The sequence below is a fragment of the Caulobacter sp. D5 genome, from assembly GCF_003185805.1.
Lineage (GTDB): Bacteria > Pseudomonadota > Alphaproteobacteria > Caulobacterales > Caulobacteraceae > Caulobacter.
Genome location: NZ_QHJY01000002.1, coordinates 1 through 23,280, shown reverse-complemented (window position 1 = coordinate 23,280; position 23,280 = coordinate 1). Strand labels below are relative to the sequence as shown.

Genomic DNA, 23,280 nt, shown 5'->3' with positions numbered 1-23,280 from the left:
GCGGTTGCGCTGTCGCGGGTTCCTGAATGACGAAGATCAGGCCGCGTGGGCGTCCTGATCAACCCATCCATGGCTGCGCAGATGATTGATAGCAGTCCGGATATGCGGTTCGCGCATGATGGCGGCTTTGCGCGGGTTCCACGACTTTACCGCCTCTATCACGCGCTCAGGATCGTTCTTGGAATCTCGATCGTGGGTCAGGATCCAATGCACGGTCGAGAGTAGTTCCAAGCCGTAGGGCGTCTCGAAGCCCTCAATTAGCTTGGCGACACGCTCCAAGCGCTGTTGAGCGGTCTCTTCGCTGGACAGGAAAGCCTCGGCTTCCTGCCGCCCGTCCTCGAGTACGGCAATCTCCGCGGCTTGGCTGCGATCGCCATAGCCCCGGATGAAGTGTCCTTCGATGCGCTGAAGGACGTGGTTCAAGTTCTCGGCGTAGGGTCCATAGTGGTGCTTGTGGAAGCCGAGCTTGAGGTCTTCGCCAGCTGCTTGAAGGAAATAAGTCAGCTTCTGGATCTCCAGCAGGCTGTGACGGTAACCGGCAGCGCCATAAAGGCCCAGCAGGCTTAGCACCAGGGCGCGACCGCGGCTCATGTTCGGCCGCTCAGTGCCCACGCGCATTTCATCGACCTTCGGCGCGGCGCCCGGGGCGAACAGGCGAACATCGACATTGTTCAGGTCTCCGAGGGCGTGACGGATGGCCGGTTCGACATCGCGCCAATTCAGACCGCCATTGCCGCATCCCAGGGGAGGGACTGCTATCGATCGAATGTTCCGATCGACTATCACCCGCTTGAGGTCTTCCAGTCCGATGACAATGTCTTCCAGCCGAGAGTTGGCCTTCCAGTGGCCTTTGGTCGGGAAGTTTATGATCCAGCGCGGGTTGATCATACTGCCCGTGTCAAAGACGAACATCTCGCCCAGCCGCACCTCGCCGGCCTCGCAAGCGCGCCGATAGGCATCGTAGTTGCGTGGAAAGGCCTGCTTGAATTGCAGGGCAATGCCCTTGCCCATCACCCCGACGCAGTTGACGGTGTTGATGATGGCTTCGGCGCCCGATTGGAGGAGGTCGCCGCTCGCGAATGTGATCATCGCAGGCTTCCTAGTAGTACCAGGCGGGTTTATCCACCACTTTCAGTTCCAACCCATGTCGTTCCAGCAAGGTTTCCACCTGCTGGCGGCGTTGCGGCGATCTCACCGCAATGCCACTCAGAAGGCGCATGGGAAAGCTATCCCAGACCAGGAACTCAGCCTGCTTGCGTCGCTTGCGATCGCCATCCTCAACCGTGTCCGCCCACTGCCGGCTGCCGATGACACCCCAATCCACTTCATCAAGTTGGGCGAGGTCATCGTAGAAGCTGGAGTAGGCCATGATTCCGTGGCCATCGCTAAAAGCGTAGCCCAGGCCGGCCGCCGCGACCTTCTGAGCTGTCGAAACAAGATGCACCAAGGCGTCCTGTCCGCCCTCACAAGGCACGTTTCCTCGGTTGATCGTGTAGAGCATCGGGCTGCGAGTGGTAAAATAGAACGGCACGTAATCATGCAGGCAGCCGCCGGGACCGCACGGCACTTGTTTGGTCGCCCGCTGCCCCTGGATCGACGAATAGGCGATGTTGGTGAACTGCGTTCCCCGTGCCTGAAGCTTCGCGGTCGCGGAAAGCGCGCCCCTGGCGAAGATGGCGTCGAGATTGCCGATGTGGGTCATGTGAATGATCTGGGTCGGCTTTGGGACCGTTCCTGGCATAGGCATTCCATCGGGCGGTGAAGACCGATGTCTAGCAGGTTCCTACCGGTTGTCCTGCCCATCGACGCTAGTTCATGCATTGGAACAAATCAAGAACTCTTGCGCGGCGATACGCAGAAAGGCCTGGGAGGACTCCTCCCGCCCCCGGGCGTCTGGAAGCTCGAAACTTGTTGCGCCAACAGCATGCACAGGCCTGGCAAGCTGGGCCTGCGCATGGAGTTGGAGTCCGGCGTGTCGCCCCGCCGTCGTTTCGCCAGCCATACGCGCGAAGATCGGATTTGGGAGCAGTGTCTGCGACTGCCCTTGATCGTAGCCCTAAGGCCACCGACTTCGAGCGCCCTGGCTCTTGCCCGACTAATTTGGCTTATCGGGCGGCGTTTCGACGTCGAGCTTGGCTTGCAGGCTGTCGGCGAGGCCCTCGGACAGGGCGATGAACTCGCGCAGGCTCTTGATCTCTCGCCGACGAGCCTGCCGCTCCCAATCGTCGTCGCTGTGCCCGGGCGAGACGAAGCGCACGATGAGCGTCTCGGCGGGCTCCTCCACGGCCGCTTCAGCGGCCAAATCGGTCCAGGCCTGAGCGTCGGGACCCATCGCTTCGACGGCCTTTGCGAGCGCCAGCCGGATCAAGGTCTTGGCCGTGGTGTCGAGTTCGGTCGCGAACTCGAGCCACTGGCGAGCCGGTTCGGGCACGCCATTGGCCGCTGGCCCCCGAAGAACGTTGCTGAAATAGCGGTGGTCGACGCGCTCGACGTCGAGGGAGGCGAGGGTCCGGACGATCGAATCCATATCCCGCAAGGGGCGATGGTGGTCGTTGAAATGGTTTCGCTTGCTCCAAAGTTCGAGGATCAGCTTCACGCACGCGTCTTCGGCGGCGACCTTCTGTTCGCCTTCAGCCTGTTCGGCCGCCACGATGCGTTCGGCCAGCAAGTGCGACAGCCAGGCCGCGGCCAGGTCGCCATCATCGTTCAGCTGTTCGACCAAGCGTTTGCCAAGGTCGATGATCGCCTTAGAACGGGGTTGCGGCACCATCGGACCTCATCAGGTAGGAACGCATATAGGACCACGGATACTCGATGAACTCGCCGTTGCGCCGGGCATAATCGGGCAGATCGCGGCGCATGCCGACCGTCAGGATGAGACAGTGTCCCGGATGCGCCTGCAAAAGGGCGGCAACAGAGGCCTTGTCTCCGGAGAGCCGCCAACTCGAAACGGTCGTCTCGTCGCGTCCATGATCTTCGGTCGTGGTCCAGGTTTCGCTCAGCAGCGTCGCGCCGTCCGGGCTTCGCCACCAACGCGCGTCCGCATCCTGCTCGAGCGCCAGCTTGCCGATGATGTCGTTGGCGGGGGCGGGACCTGGGAAGTGAAGCCCCTCGGCCCACGGATCCTCTTCATCCAGGCCAGAGCCATAGCTGTGGTCGGCGACCCAACCAAAGAGCACGGCGTCGTCGATTTCCACCGCGTCGGACCGCTCGGCGTCGGGAAGGGAGAGCCGGCCAGGCTCGTCGGCGGTTTGCAAGGCGGTCAGGAGAGCCGAGGCGGCGGGTTCAGACACCAGGGCGCTGCGGACCGTGACCCTTTCGCGCCGGTAGTTGCCGCCATTGGCCCAATAGCCCCAAAGCACCGTGCGGCCATCGGCAGTTAGCAATTGCGCGTCCAGATGGTCGCGGCTTATCAGCCAGGGCCATTCGGCATCGTATGAGCCTTTGTCGTTCGACGACCGAGGCAGGGCCGGATCGATCCTATCGAACAGCCAGCGCCCGTCCGTGCGCCGCAGGAGGCGATCATCGATCCAATCGGTGAAGTTGTCCTCGTCGGCGTCGGCTTGCTGGCCAACGGAACGCGTCTTGAGCAGCGCGCCCGCCGTCAACATCATCGCGTGATAGCCTTGATAAGCGCCGAGATTGTCGGTCTTCGGCATGTTGCCGTGAGAATGATGGGTCTCGCCGTCACGGAAGATCTTGCGAGTGTGGCGCGCATCGTCCCGCCAGCCGCCGCCATTGGCGCCCAGGCGCGCTCGGATCACCTTCAAGGCCAGCCTTTCTGTCGTGCCTTGCGACAGCCCAAAAACACCCCCCATGCGGGCGAGCCAATACTGGCCGACATCGAGGCCGAAATAGTATTTGTCTTCGTCAGGGATGGCCTCTTCGGCCTCGGCCTCTTCATCGCGAAACCAGCTCTGGTAGATCGTCTTCGGATGAAGGGGCCGATTGACCTGATCCAGCGTCGATAGGGCGAAGTCTTTTCCGTCCGGCGTCGACGCCCAGCCCACCAGGCATCGTCGCGCGAACTCGGCGATGACCACGTGCTCATCTAGCGCTACGTCTTGCAGCCAGGCAATGAACGGCGCCAGGGCGGCGGCGCGCGACTGGGCCCCGCGCTCCAGGCCGATGATCAGCCACTGGCGGGCATGCCAAGCATAGAAGGGTAGGCGGTGGTCGGCGAAAGGGCCGGCCTTGCTCGCCTGGGCCAGCTGCGCCAAGGCTTTCAGAAGCTCCCGCCAGTCCATCTCGACGGCGTTGCGTACGACATGGGCGAAAGCCCAACGCTCAGCCACCTTGGGCGAGGCCAAGCCCGCCCAGATGTAGCCGGCCAGAGCTTCGATCAGATCCTCCTTCGGCGCCAAGGCGTCGGTCCAGACGCCATCGCCGTCCTCCTCGTTCAGCGTCGGCTCGAACAGGTCGAGCCCATAGTGCAAAGCCTCATCGGCCTGATCGGGGGTCAGGGTGGCGGCGATTGGATCGAGCAGATGGAAAAGACCGCCGGCGTCGAGTACGGCGACCAGGTCGGTAAAGCCGCTGATCTGGGCCGCGACCACCTCCGCTTCGGTCAGGACGCCTTTGGTGAAGAGCATCTCAAACGGGAGGACGCGTCCCCAGCCGCGTAGATAGACCCGCGTGGGATCGCGACGACAAACCGTGAGGACTGCCGTCTTAAGCGCTTGTCGATAGGCCAGGCGGTCCAGCCAAGCCTCGGGCGCGCCATCCAGGAAGCTGCGAAGGCTATAGATATTGAAGTCGGGCCATTCGGTGATCGCTCGAAGGAGCGGGGACTCTTGGCCTGGTTTCAGCCGCCGGGCCGCCTCGCAGATGAAGGCTTCAAGGAAGTAGGGCGGTCCAAAGGTGCGCCAGCGGCGATGAGCCTCGCGCAAGGATTGGGTGGCGCCAGGGTCGATGTCTTTGAAAACAGCCTCCCAGTCGGGGGGCGCCTTTTCCGCGCGAAGGCCAAGGTTCGGCGGACGAGCGGCCGCCTCGGCCTTGGCGCGCGCGGCGGCTGCCGCCTCCGCCGCGGCGTCGGTGTCCGCGACGGCCTGGCTTGCTTGGCGCAGGCGATCCAGGTCGGGGAAATCCAGCTCGTGGGCGCGGGCCAGTTCCGCCAAAGATTTCCAGTTCTCCGGTTCTTGCGACTGCAGACGGATATAGCGGTAAGCGATCTCGGCGCCTTGAGTCCGGCGCCATGGCAGCGGCTCCTTGGCGAGGAAATCCTTGAGGTTCTCAATCCTCGACCACCAGGCCTCAAGGCCCGCCAGTACTGGAAAGGCGAGGGGCGGCAGTTGCTGGCTTTTGACAAACGTCTCGATCGCGATGGGCAGCAGCCGCGCGGCATGGCCAAAGCGCCGGTCGCGCCATCGGCTGAAGATCGCCAGGCAGGAGCTCGGCGAAAGCGCGGCGAGCGACTTGGCCGTTTCGTCCCAGGCAAAGTGCTTGTCACGCACCACATATTCGTAGGTCAGCTCCGCGGCCCGGGCGAGGCGATAGGCCGATCTGGGTCGAGGCGCGTCGCCGCTGCCGGCCGATCGCGCCAGGTTGAGCAGCGCGCTCCAACGATCCAGGTTCTCCTCGCCGATCCTGTCGGCGATCGCGACGGCGTGATCGAGCACCGCTGAGGCCTCATCGGCGCTCACTGGATAGATGGCGCGCGCCAGCTGCAAATAGGCTTCCGTCCGCTCCTGGGCGTCTTCCCGGCTCGCCTCCAGGGCCTTCAGGGTCTCATTGCAGAGATCGAGCGAGAAGGCCTCCAGACCGGCCGTTCGGGCGGCGGTACGGCACAAGGCGGTCAGCGTCTGGGGCCAGAGCGTAATGGTGGGCCCAGCTCTCCAGGTTTTGAAGGCCTCAAGCGCTTCACCGGTGATCAGCCCGGTCTGGCGAAGGGTGGTAAGCCAAAGGATCGCGTTTGCGTTGCGAAGCTGGAAGGCTTCTCGGTGGTCGCGCTTTCCCGCCTTGTCACTGGCCTCGGCGGCGGCGCTGATCGCCCCGCCAAGCTCTGCGGGCTCGCGCGAACAGACGATATCGACGCCAAGCTGCACCCAAGGTAGAAGGCCGCCGGTCTCTCGCAGGAAGGTCTCGCACTCGCGGCTGAAATTGTAAGGCTTGGGGTCCTGCTCGAGTTCGGCGCGAACGTCCGGTGGCGCGATATCCACGAGCGCGAGTGTCTGGCCCCGCAGCGTCGCCTCCAGCACGTAGGCGCGCAGGATCTCGGCACGGTCGTAGGGCAGGTCGCTGGTGAATGCGTGCGGCGGCGAAGAGGGGAGGTAGCGCCGGATGAGCGCCGCCCAACGCTCAGGCGCCGGCGGAAGCTGTGCGATCGCCAGCTCGACGGCTGCGGTGACCGCCTCCAGCACGTCCCATTTCTCGTTCCATCCGTTCGACTCCGCCAGTTGGACGCGGCGGTCTTCGAGAAACCGAAGCAGCCGTTCGAGCGCAGGCGCTGGCATCTTTCGACCGCACGACCTGATCGCCCGGGCCAGGGCCAATAAGAGCCAGATGTCGTTTCGGCATGACGAGGCCAGGGCGTCCAGGGCGTCCAGATCACCCAGATCGATCAACTTGGCCGCTAAGATGCGGCCGACGCTGAACGACAGCGGCCGGTGACGCCACCGGCGAAGAAAGCCTACGGCCGCCTTGGCGTCCTTGAGGCGCAGATAGGCCAGGCAGAACGTGGCGCGGTCGCTATCGGTGACGTCGCCGCGCGGGGAGCTGCCATCATCGTCGTCGTCTGACCGAGCGCGGGACCAGGCAAACAGCCAATCGAGCGCCATCCGCAGGCGGCTGCTGGCGTCGGCGGCAAATTCCGGTCGAGCCGAAAGCAGGGCGGCGTCATAGACATGGTGCGCGCCCTGCCACCCCCCTCCGAACGTGCGCCGTGACACCAGCTCCTGCAGGCGATCGGGCGCAAGGAGCACGCCAGCCAAGTGGATATTGGATTTGAGAAGGGCGTTTTGCCGGTTCTCCGCGGCGGTCTCGCCGGCCGCCTTGAGGGCGAGCTTGGCCGCCGACGGGTAGGACTTGATGTGAAGGCAGGCTTTGAGCGCGAAGATCAGCCGCTGCAGCTCGACGTCGCGGCGCTCCAGGGGGCTGTCCGACGGCAGCGCGTCGGTCGACAGGGCCAGCTCGACCAGCTCGTCATAGCGGCCGGCCTCAAGCAGCAGTTGAGGGATAGCGCCGGCGACATAGGAGCTTGAATTGGCGAGCGGCCTTAGCCGGTCGACGAAGGTTTTCAGGCCGTCTGCGTCGGGAGTGAAGGTCTCCCGAAACCATGTCTCGGCCGGCTCGTCCAGGAAATGGAGGCTGTCGCCCCGCACCAGCAATGGACGTCCAAGGTCGAACGCGAAGGTTCTGATCGCGCCCTCGTCGACACCGGTTAGGCGAGACAGCACCGAAATCGGCACCAGCGGGCGCAACACCGCCAGGCCCCGGCAGATCTGTTCGATCTGCTGCTCGCCGACACCATGGGCCTTGTCCTTGAGGCCCCGGATCGCGCCGGCCAGGAGTTCGCCAATGGCCGCTTCGATGGTTGTCGGGTTTGGGCCCAAGGCCGCCAGCATCTCGGCCAACGGACGCTTCTGGTCCATGGCCAGTGCCTGGACGCGCGGGTTGGAGCTTGTGAGGTGATCGAACTCGGCCGCTTCGCTGTCGGTGGCCGCTGAATAGACGCGCCGCAGATGAAGCGCGCTTTCGGCCAGGCTGAATGGGCGAAGCGCGATTTCGATAGCCTCCGGCGGCGCCTGGAGGCTGGCGCGGCGATGGCTTCGGGACGTGAAGACCAGGCGAACGCCCTCCGGCATCGGCGCCCGGATCAGATCTCGCGCGAAGCTCGACGCCTCCTGCTGGGCGGCCGCAGCCATCTCCGCATTGTCGGCGGCATCGATGACCAAGCACAGGAGGGCGCCTGGCGCCCTGGCCCGCAAGACCGTCGAGGCTTGGCGAAGGCGGTGCAGGAAGGCGCGGACGTAGGTCTTCGCATTTGCGTGCGCCGACGGGATCAGCGGAAGACAAAGGGATTTGGCCGCCAGCTCGTTGGCGATCTGGACGAGACCGTCGCGATGGCGGTGGCGAAAATCAACGGCGCTTCGATAGAGGCCGGTGCCGAAGCAGTCGTAGACGATCGTCACCGAGCCGGCGGGCATAGCCAACGCCAAGCGCGTGGCGACCATGGATTTGCCCACCCCGCCGTCGGCGTGCAGCACCACAGGCGCAGCGGCGCCAACGACTACTCGAACGATTTCAGGCTCCTGCTCGCGGGCGAAGGCTTCGGAGGCGCCTTCGATCAGGGGCGGTGAGGGGAAGAGCTCATCCTCGCCGGTCTTCAATGCCCTGAGGACGTCGTAGCGCAAGATGGTGGGATTGTCGGCGAACTGCGTGGTGGCCTTGCGGGTCACCAGATCCTTCAATTGAACCGGGGCGTCGCCGTCGGCCTCCGGCAGAAAGGCCCGCAGGTCTTCGACCAGAAGATTCTGCTGAGCCCAGAGATCGTTCTCCAGCCCCTCGGCCCGGAAGAGCTGGAAGAAGGCGGCGGCGGAACCTCGGTCAAGCCCGGCATATCCAAGTAGCAGGGCATCTAGATCGCCGTGCCTGGCCGGCGCGCCCACGGTCAAGTCCTCCAAGGCTTCGATGACGCGCTGGTCGATCGGTCGATTGGTCGTGAACTGGAAGGTGAACCGGGCGGCGACGTCCTCAGGCGAGGAGCGCGCGACGATCTCTCTATAGCGCTTGGCGAAGCCGTCGATCGTGCCCTTGAGGCCGCTGGCGGTCCAGGGCGTCTGCGTTCGAGCGGTCGAGTGCTTGAGCTGAACATAGCGGATTGCGGAAGCCTGATCGATGCGCTCGCTCCCATAGTAGAGGCCAACGTCGATCAGCTCCTGACCGGCCTCGACCTCTTCGCCCGGGATTTCGGCGTTCGAGGGCCCTTCGATCGTCACGGCCGCCAGGCCGTCCTGCGCGGTCAGCAGGCCCAGGCACTGGCGAGCCGCCCAAACATAGTGGAACTGGTCCCCGTCTCGGGTAGCGCGAACGATATCAGGTGCAGTCATGGTCTCTGGTAATAGCGCCGCGACCCTGCGGCCAAGGCATGGACTAGCCCGTCACCCATGGCGGGCCATTTGTCCGGCGACGCGGCGACGATGGGTTGAAGCGTCCTACAGTTGCGCACTGCCGGCAATTCAAGGTCAAGTTTGATTTCGACGCGCATTCACGACAAGGGGTCGGTCGCCGGCATTGCGACCGGCAAACACATCCACGTCGTCGTGCGCTCCGGAGGCTTGGGAGGCGCGGATTGCGAAAGGCTTGCTCGTTCGCAAAAGCGGCTATCACTCTCATAGATTGCAAATATTTGGGCGTGGCTCTGCTCGTCGCCGGTGTTGCGGCTCTCAAGTTCGGGAACTGAACCTAATGGATGGCGGAGCCATTCTGTCCTGTTCAGCGCTGGATGGCTTTCCTATCGAAGAAAGAGCAGTGGGGCGGCAGGTGGTGCTAGACCCAGCCATAGGTCTGGTCCTTTCGCCACAGCACCGCCTCGACGCTGCGAGCCTGGGCGTAGGCGCACGCCAGGACCAGAGCGTACTCATGGAACATCCGGACGTCCTCAAGGATCGGCTCGACTCTAAACCCGCCGTCTGTCTCATCGATCACAGCGAGGTGCGAGACGTCGTTGGCGCGGTCTTGGCCGATCTCCTCCGTGAGCGCCAAGATGTACCGGGTAGGCCGCAGGGCGCTGACGGTCTGCTCCACCGCAGCCGCCAGTAGCTTGCGCGCGCGCAGCTCGAACTGAAGAGCGGCGTAGGTCGTCAGCGTCGTGAAGTTCGCGCTGCGCAGTTCGGCTTTCGCCCAGGCCTTCCAAGCGGCCGCAGTTACCGGGACGGTCACAAACGGCTGAAGGGGAACCGCCGCCTCGGCGGCCGTTTGCTCCTGCTTGAGCCAAGCTTCGAAGCTATCGCAAAGACCGGGCGCCTGATGAAGGAGCTTCCTCATCCGTGTCCAGTCGGCGAGAGACAGGCGTGGATAGGTTTGCGCCACTGGAGGGCAATGGGTCAGGCCTGAACTGTCGCTCCGCGGACGGCCCCGCACGAAGAAGTCTGACTTTCGGCCCATCGGCGGGGAGGGTTTGACGAAGGTGACCTCGTCGACCTCGAAGGCAAGATCGACCACCGGTCCCTTATGCGCCAGTGCGCCATGGCCCTTGATGACCAACTCCGTCATGGCTTCCTCGGCCAAGATGTCCCAGGCCGCGTGCAGGGCCTCGAACACCGTCGGCACGGCTTGGCTCCGTATCGGGATGTAATGCATCGGCCAGAAGAAGTTCGCGTCGAACCCGTCGCTGTGGAAGTAGCAGCCGGCGACGATGACGCCGTCAATTTCGCTGCTGTCGTTGCGCGCCCGGCGCTCGGCCAGGGCCAGCAGTTCGTCGTGGTCGAGGGCGGTGTAGCCGTTGTTGACCAGCATCACGACGGAATGGCGGGTCTCGCCGATCTCTATGCGCGATTGAGCTAGCTGCCCTCGCGCCGACTTGATCGCGGACTTGATCGGCCCTTCGACGATGCGGTCATAGGCCCGCTGGTCAGTTTCGGGCAAGCGTTCGCGATCGACGACGATCACCGGTCGACCAGACTCGTGCTGGGCAAAGAGCGCCGCCAGCTTGCGCTGCCGATCGGGCTTTTCGAAGCCTTCCTCGTCCAAGGCCTTCAACTCGATCACCACGTCGCCCAGCACGAAGTCGGCCCCGCGCAGCTCGCGGGCATCTGCGTCGAGGTGAGCGCGGCGGCCGCCTGCGGCGAGGACGACCCGCTCGATATCGGCCTCGGCGAGGGGGCGAATGCGAAAGCCCTCCATCGCCTACCCCCCTTGGCCGCCTAAGCCTTGACTTCGACCAAGGCCTCCCCGCTGCGACTCGTGATACGGAAGTCAAAGCCCCTTTGGTCTAGTCGCTGCTCCTGCACCTCGAAATCGTTGGCGCGCAGCAGGTCGGCGATCAGCCGCTCGAAGTCGTGATTGTCGCTAGCCGGTCGCGCCATTGGGTCCCCCTTCGAGCCGAGCTCAAGCCACAATGAATTGCGGCTTGAGCGAGTTGGCTAGCTTACTACCTTAAGGTTGTCGTAGCCCTGCGCGTTTTGTTCGGGTGATAACAAGTATCGCCCGATCCCCAACGTCGAGCGCTGAACCCAACTTTCACAGTGTCGGTCGACTACGCCGCGGGCCGATAGGACCTGAGGAAGGTCGCAAAGGGGAGGAGTAATGGTCTACCGAATGCTCAAGAAGCGCTCGGCAAATCCAGTGCTGGAAGCGCGCTTTCCTATTGATGGCTTTTCGCGATCGGTCGCTGAGGCCAAGGTGGAGCCGCTGCTCCGAAGCGTTGTGCCCATCGTGGGGGAAAAGCCCCACAGCGTACCCTATCTGATCGGCAGCGCCACCTTACTGCAATTTCGCGGGCAGCCCGTGCTGGTCTCATGCGCGCATGTCTTTCTGGACAATCCCGGTGTGCCGATCGGCTACTTCGACGCGACAGGCTTGGCCCAGGCGATCAAGGGTGTTGAGCACTTCAACAAAGAAGTCGACCTGGCGATCATCCCCCTGTCATCGGAGGTGCTGGATCCGGCGACGAGGGCGTGCGTGATGCCCGAAGAGGTGCTTGGGCGCGGTGCCCCCATAGGCGAGGTGTTTTACGCTAGTGTCGTCGGACACCCGATCAGCGCCCATCGGATGATGCCGGGCATGCGGTTGGACACGCCCAAAGAGGCATACTTCGACATGGCTAGCGAGACCGAGGCGGGGCTGGTTGCAGTGTCGTTCGATCGGAAGAGGGGCGCGCACGGGGCGCAGGGGCACACCACGCCCCGCAATCCGATCGGCAAGAGCGGCGGTGCCATTTTTGGACTTCCGATGATCGCCGGCCGGTTGGACTTTGATCAGCCGGCGCGCTTGGTCGGAGTGCCTCGGAGGTGGAACCGGCTTGGAAAGGTCATCGAGGGGGCTAGCGCAGCGGTAGTGCGAAGCGCCCTCGAATCCATGTGTTGAGGTCTATCGGGGCTGCGCTGTACCAATAGGGACTAGAGGCGTATGATCGTCAGGGCATGGCTTCTTCGCCCGAGGCCCTCTTTTTCCTACCCTTGTCACTCCGGGGGATCCTCTGGAGTAGTATAGCGTAATTGTAGTTATCAGTTTCGTCCGACAAGGGGCGCCAACTCATGACTATCGCTACGGGGCTGTCTGAGTTCGCCGGTGTCTCCGACGTCGTCGGGGTGAAGCTTCAGCCGAGGCCTTCGCGAGCGCTGCTTTCCTTCCCGAAAAGAAAGCCCGCGCCGCCCTGGAAGGAGAGCGGCGCGGGCTGCCTAGGCGCCGGGGGGAGGTAGGTCGCGCCTAGAAGTTGTACCGCAGGCCCACCAGGAACTGGCGGCCGCTGTGGGTGTAGACGTTGAGGCGGTTGCTATCGCCGACGTACTGGTCGTTGAACTCGTCGGTCAGGTTCACGCCTTCGAGCGAGAGCTTGAGGTTGTCGCGGATGTTCCAGCTGGCCTGGAGGTCGACGTTGAGGGTCTCGTTGGTGCCCTGGACGGTGTTGCCGTCGCTGCCGGGCACCTGGGTCAGGTAGCCGTCGCGATAGGCCAGCGAGCCGCGCACGCTCCACTTTTCGGTCTCGTAGTAGAGGGTCAGGTTGGCGGCGTTCTTCGACAGCCCCACCAGGGTGGCGTTGACGGTCGGCGCGCCGGGCGTGGTCGAGGTCAGATACTCGATCTGGGAGTCGACATAGGTGTAGTTGGCCACCACGCCGAAGTGACGCCAGAAGCCGGGCAGGAAGGTGAAGGGCTGCTGGAGATTGATCTCGAAGCCCTTCAGGTCGCCGCCGTCGCTGTTCACCGGCTGGGTGACCTGGAACACTTCCGAAGAGGTCGCACCGGTGCCGGTCAGCAGCGAGTCCGGCAGGCCCAGAGTGTTGTAGACGGCCTCGCGGCGCAGGGTGGCCACGAAGGTGTCGATGCGCTTGTAGAACAGGCCCACCGCCAGCATCGCCCCCTGCGAGGGGTACCATTCCAGTGAGAAGTCCAGATTGTCCGACTTGGTCGGGGTCAGGTACGGGTTGCCCGAGCTGTAGGTGCGGTTGGCGCCCTGCACGGCCACGTCGCCGCCGGGCGACAGCGAACCGATGCCCGGGCGGGCGATGGTCTGGGCGGCGCTGACGCGGGCCACGATGGTGTCGCTCACATCGGCGGCCAGGTTGAACGAGGGCAGGGTCAGATCGTAGTCGCGCTTGACCTCGACGCGCTGGATCGCGCCGCTGACCGCCGCATAGCCGGCCGACTCCTGCTGGGTGTGCACCCGCCGCACGCCGGCGTCGCCGCGGAACGGCAGGCCGAAGGCGTTGAACTTGAACTCGGCCTGGACGTAGGCGCCGGTGTCCTGCTCCTCGACCGCGCCGTACTGGCCGCGGGCGCTGGAGTTGTTGGTGTCGGTCAGGGCGTAGATGCCGCTGTTGCTGTAGATGTTCAGCAGGGCGGCGTACTTGTCGATGTCGGGCACGAGCCAGCTGGTGAAGTTGCCGGCCGGCAGGTCCATGTTGCGGCCAAAGCCGCTGAACACCTTCGACACTGACGCCAGCTGGGCCGGGGTGAGGGTCTGGACCGCGGTCTCGCTGGTCCGGTACTGGCCGTAGCTGTCGTACTCGAACTTGCGCCAGTCGACGCCGGCCTTGAGGCGCAGATTGTCGTTGAGGTCCCACTCGCCATAGACCTTGGCGGTCGAGAACTGGTTCTCGACGAACTGCGGACGGATGCGCACCTCCGAGGTGCCGTTGGTCGAGGCCCAGCTGGTCGGGTCGGTCGCGTCGAAGCCCAGCAGGATCTGCGGAGCACGGCCCTTGCGGAAGTCGTAGACGTAGTTCTGGCTGTTGGCCCGGTCGAAGGTGACGATGGTCGAGACCGGCTGGGTGAAGGTCGAGTCCGAATAGCCGGCCAGGCCGCCGATCCGCAGGCGCTCGTTGAAGTCGTGGGTGGCCGACAGGGTGAACTGCTTGAACTCGGTGTTCAGCTCGTCATAGGCCGACTGGGTGCGCAGATCGACATTGTCCATCCGGGCGTAGACCAGGTTGCCGTTCTCGATGACGCCGTCGCGGATGATGGTCTGCGGCTTGCCGGTGTTGGCCCGCGACAGGCCGATCGCCTGCAACTGGGCCTCCTTCCGCGTACCGGCGAGGTAGGCGTAGAGGGCGTCGAGCGTGACCTGGGTGTCGGAGGTCGGCTTGTACTGCAGCGAGCCTGCCACGCCGAGGCGCTTGGACTCGATGTCGTAGCTGACATAGGCCGGGATGCGCGGGGCGAAGAGGTTGGCGCTGTTGATCTGGGCGATGGTGTAGCCCGGCACGGTCGAGGCGCTGTTGAAGCCGCCGTTGCTGGCGCCGGTGGCCCAGCGGGTGATGTTGGCGCCTTCTTCCTTCAGATGGCGCTCTTCGTAGGCGACCGAGATCAGGGCGCCGACCTTGCCGTCGAAGAAGGTGTTGCTGGCCAGGACCGAGACGCGGGGCGTCGTCTTCTCCGACAGGTCGTTGTAGCTGGCGCCGGCCGACAGCACGAGCTGGGGCTTGCGGCTGTCGAAGGCGCGGGCCGTGGTCAGGTCGACCGTGGCGCCCAGCGAGCCTTCCTCGACGTCGGCCGAGGCGGTCTTGCGCACGGCGATGCTGTTGAAGAGGTCCGAGGCGAAGACGTTGAAGTCGAAGCCGCGGCCGCGGTTTGTGCCGCCGCTGTTGGCCGTGCCGCCGGTGGTGGAGATGGCCTCCATGCCGTTGATGCGCACGCGGGTGTATTCCGAGCCCAGGCCCCGCACGGTGATCTGGCGGCCTTCGCCGTTGATGCGCGAGATCGACACGCCCGGGATGCGCTGCAGCGACTCGGCCAGGTTCAGGTCGGGGAACTGGGCGATGTCCTCGGCCTTGATGGCGTCGACCACGCCGCTTTCGTTGCGCTTGAGATTGATGGCGCTCTGCAGGCTGGCGCGGAAGCCGGTGACGACGATGGCCTCGACCTCGTCGGAGGCCGGCTGGGCCGGAGCCGGGGCCGGGGCTTCCTGGGCGGCGGCGTGAGCGGCGGCCAGGAGCGTGAAGGCCGAAGCGCTGGCGCCGAGCACGGCGCGAAGGCGCGGATTCCTGTTGGACGTCATGGTCCCTCCCGATGCCCGTCTTCGCGGGTCGCTTTGGGGAGCGGCGGACCGCTCCTTCGTTGGCTGAACCATAGGGACGGGTTCGAGCAGAGGGCCAATCCCAATCGGGTATGAACCTATGCGCGTTCGGCACAGATCGGCGGGGTTCCCCAAGGGCGCTCGGCGAGACCCGCTTGGCCGGCCTGTTGATTCTCTTGGGTTTCGATGCGTACCGCGGTTCGATCCATGTCGCCCGTGGATCGGTCCATAGGCGAATTGACTTAGACCTGCGCCGCGACGCCCTCTAGCCTTCCCTGAACGATGCCGACGACAGATCGGCGACCCAGGGAGAGCGTCCATGACCGAATCCACCAGGCGTACGCGCGTACGCTGGCTGATCATCGCGACGCTCTTCATCATCACGACGATCAACTACGCCGACCGCGCCACCTTCTCGATCGCCGGCCAGTCGGCGTCGAAGGAACTGGGCCTCGACGCCGTGGCCATGGGCTACATCATGTCGGCCTTCGCCTGGGCCTACGTCCTGGGCCAGATCCCCGGCGGGGCGCTGCTGGACCGGTTCGGCTCGAAGAAGATCTACACCGCCGCCCTCGTGCTGTGGTCGTTCTTCACCCTGCTGCAGGGCTTCGCCGGGATCTTCACCGGCTTCGCGGCCGCGGCGGCCCTGTTCGCCATGCGATTCCTGGTCGGGCTGGCGGAGTCGCCGTCCTTCCCGGCCAACGCCCGCATCGTCGCCGCCTGGTTCCCCGGCTCCGAGCGCGGCACCGCCTCGGCGATCTTCAACTCGGCCCAGTACTTCTCGCTGGTCGCCTTCGCCCCGCTGATGGGCTGGCTGGCCCACAGCTTCGGCTGGCGCTCGGTGTTCCTGGTCATGGGCGCGGTCGGCATCGTCGCGGCCTTCTTCTTCGTCAAGCTGATCCACAGCCCGGTCGAGCACCCGGCGATCAACAAGGCCGAGTTCGACTACATCGAGGCCGGCGGCGGCCTGGTGCGGATGGAGGACAGGACCGCAGGCGCCGGCGCGGCCTTCACCTGGGCCAACGTCAAGCAGGTGCTGACCAGCCGCATGCTGCTGGGCGTCTATGTCGGCCAGTACTGCATCAACGTGCTGACCTACTTCTTCGTCACCTGGTTTCCGATCTACCTGGTCAAGGCGCGGGGGTTGTCGATCCTGCAGGCCGGCTTCACCGCCGCCCTGCCGGCCCTGTGCGGTTTCGCCGGTGGCCTGCTGGGCGGGATGATCTCGGACCACCTGCTCAAGCGCACCGGCAATCTCGACATCGCCCGCAAGACGCCGCTGCTGCTGGGGATGATCCTCGCCACCTGCATCGTCATCTGCAACTACGTCGAGCAGGAGTGGCTGGTCATCGTGATCATGGCCGCGGCCTTCTTCGGCAAGGGCGTGGCGTCGCTGGGCTGGGCGGTGGTGTCGGACACCTCGCCCAAGGAGATGGCCGGCGTCACCGGCGGGGTGTTCAACACTTTCGGCAATGCGGCGGGCATCGTGACCCCGATCGTCATCGGCTACATCGTCCAGGCCACCGGCTCGTTCGACGGCGCCCTGATCTTCGTCGGCGCCCACTGCCTGATCGCCGTGCTGGCCTACTTCCTGATCGTCGGCAAGATCCAGCGCCTGCAGCTGAAGGCGGCCTGATCGATGCTTTCACGACGCCATGTCCTGGCCGGCGCCTCGGCCCTCGCTTTCGCCGGTCCCGCCCGGGCCGCCGCCGCCGCTCCGACCGCGCTCGAGATCGCGACCCCGATGGCCGCGCCCGAATGGGCCCTGCTGCAACGCGAGCTGCTGAAGACCAACGAAGAGGCCTGCGAGGCCTTCTTCGCCCGCTATTTCGACGACCGCGGCTATCTGCTGGCCTATGAGCGCTGGGGCGCCAACGACGGCCCCGACGACGCCATCGAGAACGTCAACGACTGGCCGACCCTGCACGCCCTGGGCGCCGGCGACCGGGTGCTGGACCTGGCCCAGAAGGCCTTCGAGGGCAATGTCCGCCAGTACACGGCGGCCAGGACCAAGGACGTGCCGTTCGCCCGCGAGGGCATGTACTACAAGGAATTCCCGGTCATGAGCGACTGGCAGCACCTTTCCGAGGGGCTGTCGGTGTTCAACCTGCTGGGGCTGTCGGCGCCCAACGATCCGCGCTTTCGCGAGCGGGCCAGGCGGTTCTCGGGCTTCTATACCGGCGAGGATCCGACCACGCCGAACTACGACCCCAAGCTCAACATCATCCGCAGCATGATCACCGGCAGCCGGGGTCCGATGCTGCGCCAGGCCACGCCGCTGGACTGGGCCGGCGACCCCTTCGACGTGACGCACTTCTACATGGAGCACGGCGAGCGCTCCTACGAGGAGACCATGCGCCACTACGACGAATATGGCGACGTGGTCGGCGACAGTCCGCTGAACCTGCAGGCCACCAGCCTGGTGATGAACGCCTACATGCTCGACCACGAGCCCCGGTATCGCGACTGGATCCTGACCTATGTCGACGGCTGGATCGCGCGGGCGCGGGCCAATGGCGACGTCATCCCCAGCAAGGTCGGCCTCGACGGCCGGATCGGCGGCCCCAAGGGTCAGTGGTGGAGCGGGGTCTATGGCTGGGGCTTCAGCCCCGTCGTGCCCCAGACCGGCAAGCGCGAGGACCGCAACCGCACGCCCCGCGCCGTCGTCGGCTTCATGAACGCCTATCTGCTGACCGGCGACGACAAGTATCTCGACGTCTGGCGGCGGCAGACCGACGTCATCAACGCCCAGAAGAAGGTGGTGGACGGCAAGGTCTCGACCCCGCGCATGCACGGTCCCAAGGGCTGGTACGCCTACGCGCCGGGCGAGCACCAGCTGAACGGGCTCGAGATCTGGTACCTGTCGATGAAGGGCTCGGATCGCGCCCGCGCGGCGGCCCATCCCTGGCTCGACTGGCTGGACGGCAAGGATCCTTCGTTCCCGGCCAAGACCCTGCGCGCCGACCTCGAACGGGTGCGGGCCCGCGCCCAGGCCCGGCGGGACGATACGTCCACCCCCGACACCCGCCTGGCCGACGCGACACTGGACATCAATCCAGCCAGCGTCACGGCCCTGATCCACCTGATGGAGGGCGGGATCCACATCGCCCGGCCGCCCTGGTCGAAGACCTCGCCGGCCCAGGGCGGGGCGCTGCACTATGTCCGCCTGCGCTACTTCGACCCCGATCGCCGCCGTGCCGGCGTGCCGGAAGACGTGGCGGCCCTGGTGGAGAAACTGACCGACGACGAGACGGTGGTCACCCTTGTGAACCTGAACCAGGTCGCCGGCCGCCGCGTCACCGTGCAGGGCGGCGCCTATGGCGAGCACCAGATCGTCAGCGCCGCGGTCGGCGACGTCGCCGCCGCGCCCATCGACGCCTCGGCCTTCACTGTGCGCCTGGCGCCGGGGGGCGGCGCGCGCCTGACGCTGAAGATGCGCCGGCACGTGAACCCGCCGACGCTGAGCTTTCCGTGGGACCGCAAGGCCTGAGCCTCCCCCGAAAGAGGGGCCTTACGTTCCTTCCTTCATGAACGGCGCCACCGCGAAGATCTCCCGCTCCTCGCGGCGGGGGTCATCGACCATCGCCGAGGTCTCATTGACCACCAGCGTGGCCCGCTTGGGCAGGGTATAGGGCGTCCAGGCCGGGATCGCCGCGCAGTTGGGATCGCCCGTCCGCGCGAAGGCGGCGAAGGCGGCGCTCATCTGGTCGCGGACCTTCATCGCCGCCGGCCCGGTCCCGGTCATCGAACCCCGGGCGTCCAGCGTGCCGAAGACCAGCGCGATGTCGTAGCTGTGATAGGCGCCCATCTTCGGGTCGGTCTGGGCGCCGAAGTCCAGCTGGTACATCCAGGCCGGCGCCCCGATCGTGGCTCGCTGCTCGGCCTGGATCAGATGTCCCGGCCACGAGCGTCCGGCGGTGGTGATGGCGAAGAACAGGTCCGACGGGCTGGCGGCCGGATAAAGCGCCCGATAGCGGCCGACCAGATATTCGGGCGCCATGTCGAGCACCAGCTCGTTCTCCAGCCTGCCCGGCAGCTCGTCCCAGGTCAGGGCGAAGTTCTTCGGATCGCCGCCGAGGAAGGCCTTGGTCTCGTCGTGGGTGTTGCCGATGATCATCGGGATGTGGCCGCTCTCGCGCGGCGCGTCCGGATAGAACGGATGGCGCGGCAGGACTCCGTGATCCAGTACCGACCAGAAAACGATCGATCCCTTGCGTTCCAGCGGGTCGCGCATCTTCAGAGCCTCGACCAGTTGGCCGGCGGGCAAGGTCTTTAGGGCGTCGATCTGATCGGGCTTGAGACCCAGTTTCTCCATGAAGGCGCGGGCGCGGATCGTGGCGTGGATCGGCCCCATGGCGGTGACGTGCTGGCCGCTCATGGTCACGACCTTGTGGTAGAGGCCCGCCGCCCGCGGCATGGCCATCAGGGTGACGCACTTGGCCCCGCCGCCCGACTGGCCGAAGGTCATGACGTTTCCAGGATCTCCGCCAAAGGCGGCTACATTGTCACGCACCCATTGCAGGGCCAGGATCAGGTCGAGGTTGCCGACATTGCCGCTGTCGGCCAGTTCCGCTCCGCCAAGCCGCGCCAGATAGGTATAGCCGAAGGCGTTGAGGCGATGGTTCACGCTCACCACGACGACGTCATAGGTCCTGGCCAACCAGGTCCCGTCATAGAGCGGGCTGGAGCCCGAGCCGTTGGCGTGGGCGCCGCCGTGGACATAGACCATCACCGGCCGCTTGCGCCCATCGGCCAGACCCGGCGTCCAGACATTGAGGAACAGGCAGTCCTCCGAGGTCGGCTCGTCGGTCTTCAGCTGCGGCGAGGCCGGACCGTAGGCCAGGGCGTCGGTGATCCCCTTCCAGGGCTGGGCGGCCAGCGCCGGCTGAAAGCGGTGCGGCGCGGTGTCAGCGCCGTAGCGCACGCCCTTGAACACCTTGATCCGGTCGACCTCGACGCCGCGCACCCGCCCGGCCGTGGTGGTCGCCACCGGCGCCGCACGGCCGGCGGCGTTGACCTGCAGCGGCATGGCCAGCGCGGCGGCTCCGGCCATTACGGCGCGGCGGTCGAGGGGCATGGGTCTTCTCCCGTCTTTTGTCGTTGGGCCGTGCGCCCGCGACGGGAGGGAGAGCGCCTCAGCGCTCGTCCGTCTCCGCCGGCGAGGCCTCGGCCAGGCAGAGGTCGATGAAGGTCTGTAGGATCGGGCTCTCGTTGTCCTTGCGCCAGGCCATGTAGAGCTCGACCGGTCGGTCGGGCGTGGTCTCGACGGGGCGGAACTGCACGTCGTCGAAGTGCAGGCTCATGGCCGACTCCGGCACGATCGCCGCCCCCAGGCCCGCATGGACCAGGGCCAGCATCGAGTGGATCTGGGTGACGTGCTGCACGTAGTTCGGGGCCACGCCGTGGGCGTCGAACAGGGTGGTCAGCATGTTGTAGAAATAGCCCGCGCCCTCGGGCGAATACATGATCAGCGGGCCGGCGTCGAAGTCGGCCAGGGTCAGGCCGGCCTTGGCCAGGCGGGGATCGCCGTTGGGCAGGGCGGCGACCAGCGGCTCGCTGAGCACCCGGGCGGTGGCGAACTCGGCGCGGTCCATCGGCGGGCGCACCAGGCCGATGTCGATGCGGCCGGTCAGCAGGGCCTCGACCTGCTCGCGGGTGACCATCTCGCGCAGGGTCAGGTCGGCGTTGGGCAGGCGGGCGTTGGACAGGATCACCAGGCGCGGCAGGAAGCTGTAGCCAGACACCGCGGTGAAGCCGATGGCGATCTGGCCGGCGTCGCCGCTGGCGATGCGGCGCGTGGCCAGGGCCGCGCTCTCGGCCAGGCGCAGGATGCGGCGGGCCTCCAGCAGAAAGGCGCGCCCGGCCGGGGTCAGTCGAACCGAACGGCTGGTGCGGTCCAGCAAGGTGACGCCGAGGATCCGCTCGAGCAGCTGCACCTGCCGGCTCAGCGGCGGCTGGGTCATGTTCAGCCGCTGGGCGGCGCGGCCGAAGTGCAGCTCTTCGGCCGTAGCGACGAAGCAGCGAAGCTGGCTCAGTTCGAACATCGGAAAGCGCCCGTCGACAACACCCTGGAGTCGCGAGGCTAGACGTTCGTTGGGGCCGATCGCCAGCGCCTTCTTCCCGGGAAGAAGGGCCGGCGGCCGGAGCGGCGTGAGCGCGTTCAGGACCTAGCCCCGGACGCGGGCGATCAGGGTTTCGAGCTCGGCGAACTCGGCGTCGGTCAGGTCGGTCAGGGGCTGGCGCACCGGGCCGGCGTCGCGGCCGACGGCCTTCATGCCCGCCTTGACGATCGAGACCGCGTAGCCCTTTCCGCGATTGCGCAGGGCGATGTAGGGCAGGACGAAGTCGCGCAGGCCGGTCATCACCGTCTCGCGGTCACGGGCGCGCACGGCCTTGTAGAAGGCCAGGGCCCAGTCGGGCAGGAAGTTGAAGATGGCCGAGGAGTAGGTCGTCACCCCCATCTCCAGATAGGGCAGGGCGAAGGTCTCGGCCGTCGGCAGGCCGCCGATATAGGTCAGGCGGTCGCCCATCCGGGCGTAGACCCGCATCATCAGTTCCAGGTCGCCGACCCCGTCCTTGAAGCCGACGAGGTTGGGGTTGCGGTCGCACAGCTTCTCGAGGGTGTCCTCGTTGATGATGGCGTTGTCGCGGTTGTAGACGATGACGCCCAGGTCGGTGGCCTTGCAGACCGCCTCGATGTGGGCGCCGAGGCCCTCCTGCGTGGCGTTGGTCAGATAGGGCGGCAGCAGTAGCAGGCCGTCCGCGCCGGCCGCCTGCGCATCGCGCGCCAGGTCGACGGCGATCGCCGTGCCGTAGCCGCAGCCGGCGATGACCGGGATCTTGCCGGCGGTCTCGGCGACCGCCGCCCGCACCACCTGGCCCACCTCGTCCGGACGCAGCGAGAAGAACTCGCCCGTGCCGCCGGCGGCGAATAGGCCGGCCAGCTCGTGGTCCAGCATCCAGGCGCAGTGCTCGCGATAGGGCGCTTCCAGGAACCGGTGCTGGTCGTCGAAATGCGTGACGGGAAACGACAGCAGGCCGCCGCCGAGCTGGCGGGCCACGTCCGTCGGCGACATCTGGCTCATGAAGTCCTCTCCGAGCGACGGCCTGGTCCCGCACGCCGGGAGGCCGTTTCTTGAGGGTGACGGTAGTGAGCCGCCGTGTCGGGGTCTAAGCCAAAGGCGCTATCGACCAATACCGGAATTGGCTTGATGGGAATCCGTAGCGAGGCGGGCTTTCGGCGTCGGCGCCCGCTCTGTTCGCTCTACGGGGAACGATGGCCTTTGACGTGCTGCGCGGCCCCCGCTAAACCGACGAAAGTTTCTGAGAATCATTCTCATTGATTTCGGGTGCGTGGGGCCATGCTGACGGGCGAGCGGGGAACGACGCCTGACCTGCCGGAGCTGCTGGAAGTCCACTACGACGAGCTTCGGCGCTTCGCCCTTCGCAAGACGCGGTCGGCCAGCCTGGCCGACGACGTCATGCAGGACGCCTGGCTCAAGCTCTTCGACCTCGTCCGCTCGCCGGATTTCGACGGCCGGGCGGTGCGCAATCCGCTCAGCTACCTGCGGCGGATCATCGCCAACCTGGTCGTCGACCGGCAGCGGCAGGCCTCGGCCCAGGCCCGCCGCGTCACGCCCGGGGACCTGCCGGCGGACGCCCGCAGCGAGGCGCCGTCGGCCTTCCAGGTGGTGGCGGGCCGCCAGGAGATCGCCATCGTCCAGGCCGCCATCGCAGAACTGCCCGACAAGTGCCGCGAGGTGATCCTGCTCTATCGCGGCCAGGACCTGACCATGCAGCAGGTGGGCGACCGGCTTGGGATCTCACCGCGCACGGTCGAGAACCATCTGGCCAAGGCCATGAGCCACTGCCGGCGTCGCCTGAAGGAAGCCCGCGGCGATGCATGAGCACGGGACTAGGGGAAGGGCGCTCGCCGGTTCGTCCTGTGATCGGGAGGACCCGAAAGTCCACATGAACGACACGGTCAAAGGCGGGGGCAAAGGCGAGGGCGTGGACGAGGCGCTGTTCGACGCGGCGGCGCGCCGGACGCTGCGGTTGCGCGACGGCGCGGGCGAGGCCGCGCGAGCCGAGCATGCCGCCTGGCTG

The 23,280-nt window shown here is 65.9% G+C and carries 14 protein-coding genes; 4 read left to right on the top strand and 10 right to left on the bottom strand.

The window, feature by feature from the left end:
- Positions 1-36: 36 nt before the first annotated feature.
- From DMC18_RS00120 to DMC18_RS00095, 6 genes are all read right to left on the bottom strand, one after another.
- Positions 37-1,089, bottom strand: a complete 1,053-nt coding sequence (locus tag DMC18_RS00120; RefSeq protein ID WP_110118895.1) for a macro domain-containing protein — start codon at positions 1,087-1,089, stop codon at positions 37-39.
- A gap of 10 nt (positions 1,090-1,099) precedes the next feature.
- Positions 1,100-1,702 carry a DUF4433 domain-containing protein gene (locus DMC18_RS00115; RefSeq protein ID WP_110118896.1) on the bottom strand — a complete coding sequence of 201 codons (603 nt, stop codon included), beginning with the start codon at positions 1,700-1,702 and terminating at the stop codon, positions 1,100-1,102.
- A 393-nt stretch (positions 1,703-2,095) separates the two neighbouring features.
- Positions 2,096-2,770, bottom strand: coding sequence for a hypothetical protein (locus tag DMC18_RS00110; protein ID WP_146217925.1), 675 nt, complete (start codon positions 2,768-2,770; stop codon positions 2,096-2,098).
- The gene (locus DMC18_RS00105) at positions 2,748-9,047 is read right to left on the bottom strand and encodes an NACHT domain-containing protein (protein ID WP_110118898.1); all 6,300 of its coding nucleotides are present in this window, start codon (positions 9,045-9,047) and stop codon (positions 2,748-2,750) included. Before DMC18_RS00105 ends, DMC18_RS00110 begins: the two co-directional genes overlap by 23 nt.
- A gap of 439 nt (positions 9,048-9,486) precedes the next feature.
- Positions 9,487-10,842 carry a hypothetical protein gene (locus tag DMC18_RS00100; RefSeq protein WP_110118899.1) on the bottom strand — a complete coding sequence of 452 codons (1,356 nt, stop codon included), beginning with the start codon at positions 10,840-10,842 and terminating at the stop codon, positions 9,487-9,489.
- A 20-nt stretch (positions 10,843-10,862) separates the two neighbouring features.
- Positions 10,863-11,024: a restriction endonuclease gene (locus tag DMC18_RS00095; RefSeq protein ID WP_110118900.1), complete on the bottom strand. Its 162-nt coding sequence runs from the start codon at positions 11,022-11,024 to the stop codon at positions 10,863-10,865.
- 232 nt (positions 11,025-11,256) lie between these two features.
- Between DMC18_RS00095 and DMC18_RS00090 the strand changes: the two genes are divergently transcribed.
- Entirely contained in the window at positions 11,257-12,024 is a 768-nt protein-coding gene (locus DMC18_RS00090) for a hypothetical protein (protein WP_146217924.1), read from the top strand.
- Positions 12,025-12,366: 342 nt separating this feature from the next.
- Here DMC18_RS00090 and DMC18_RS00085 read toward each other — a convergent pair whose 3' ends face one another.
- Entirely contained in the window at positions 12,367-15,156 is a 2,790-nt protein-coding gene (locus DMC18_RS00085) for a TonB-dependent receptor (protein WP_110118902.1), read from the bottom strand.
- 337 nt (positions 15,157-15,493) lie between these two features.
- Between DMC18_RS00085 and DMC18_RS00080 the strand changes: the two genes are divergently transcribed.
- Positions 15,494-16,810, top strand: coding sequence for an MFS transporter (locus DMC18_RS00080; protein ID WP_110118903.1), 1,317 nt, complete (start codon positions 15,494-15,496; stop codon positions 16,808-16,810).
- 3 nt (positions 16,811-16,813) lie between these two features.
- Positions 16,814-18,664, top strand: coding sequence for a hypothetical protein (locus tag DMC18_RS00075; protein WP_110118904.1), 1,851 nt, complete (start codon positions 16,814-16,816; stop codon positions 18,662-18,664).
- Between the two features lie 21 nt (positions 18,665-18,685).
- On the opposite strand, the gene DMC18_RS00070 is transcribed toward DMC18_RS00075, so the two are convergent.
- The 3 genes from DMC18_RS00070 to kdgD all read right to left on the bottom strand — a co-directional run bounded on the left by DMC18_RS00070 (position 18,686) and on the right by kdgD (position 22,259).
- Positions 18,686-20,251: a carboxylesterase/lipase family protein gene (locus DMC18_RS00070; protein ID WP_110132596.1), complete on the bottom strand. Its 1,566-nt coding sequence runs from the start codon at positions 20,249-20,251 to the stop codon at positions 18,686-18,688.
- A 58-nt stretch (positions 20,252-20,309) separates the two neighbouring features.
- A complete protein-coding gene (locus tag DMC18_RS00065; protein ID WP_110118906.1) occupies positions 20,310-21,218 on the bottom strand; it encodes a LysR substrate-binding domain-containing protein in 909 nt (302 codons plus the stop codon).
- A gap of 123 nt (positions 21,219-21,341) precedes the next feature.
- The gene (kdgD, locus tag DMC18_RS00060) at positions 21,342-22,259 is read right to left on the bottom strand and encodes a 5-dehydro-4-deoxyglucarate dehydratase (RefSeq protein ID WP_110118907.1); all 918 of its coding nucleotides are present in this window, start codon (positions 22,257-22,259) and stop codon (positions 21,342-21,344) included.
- A gap of 276 nt (positions 22,260-22,535) precedes the next feature.
- On the opposite strand from kdgD, the gene DMC18_RS00055 reads away from it, so the two are divergent.
- Complete coding sequence (locus DMC18_RS00055) at positions 22,536-23,081, top strand: RNA polymerase sigma factor (protein ID WP_110118908.1); 546 nt, start codon at positions 22,536-22,538, stop codon at positions 23,079-23,081.
- The last annotated feature ends 199 nt before the right edge of the window (positions 23,082-23,280 follow it).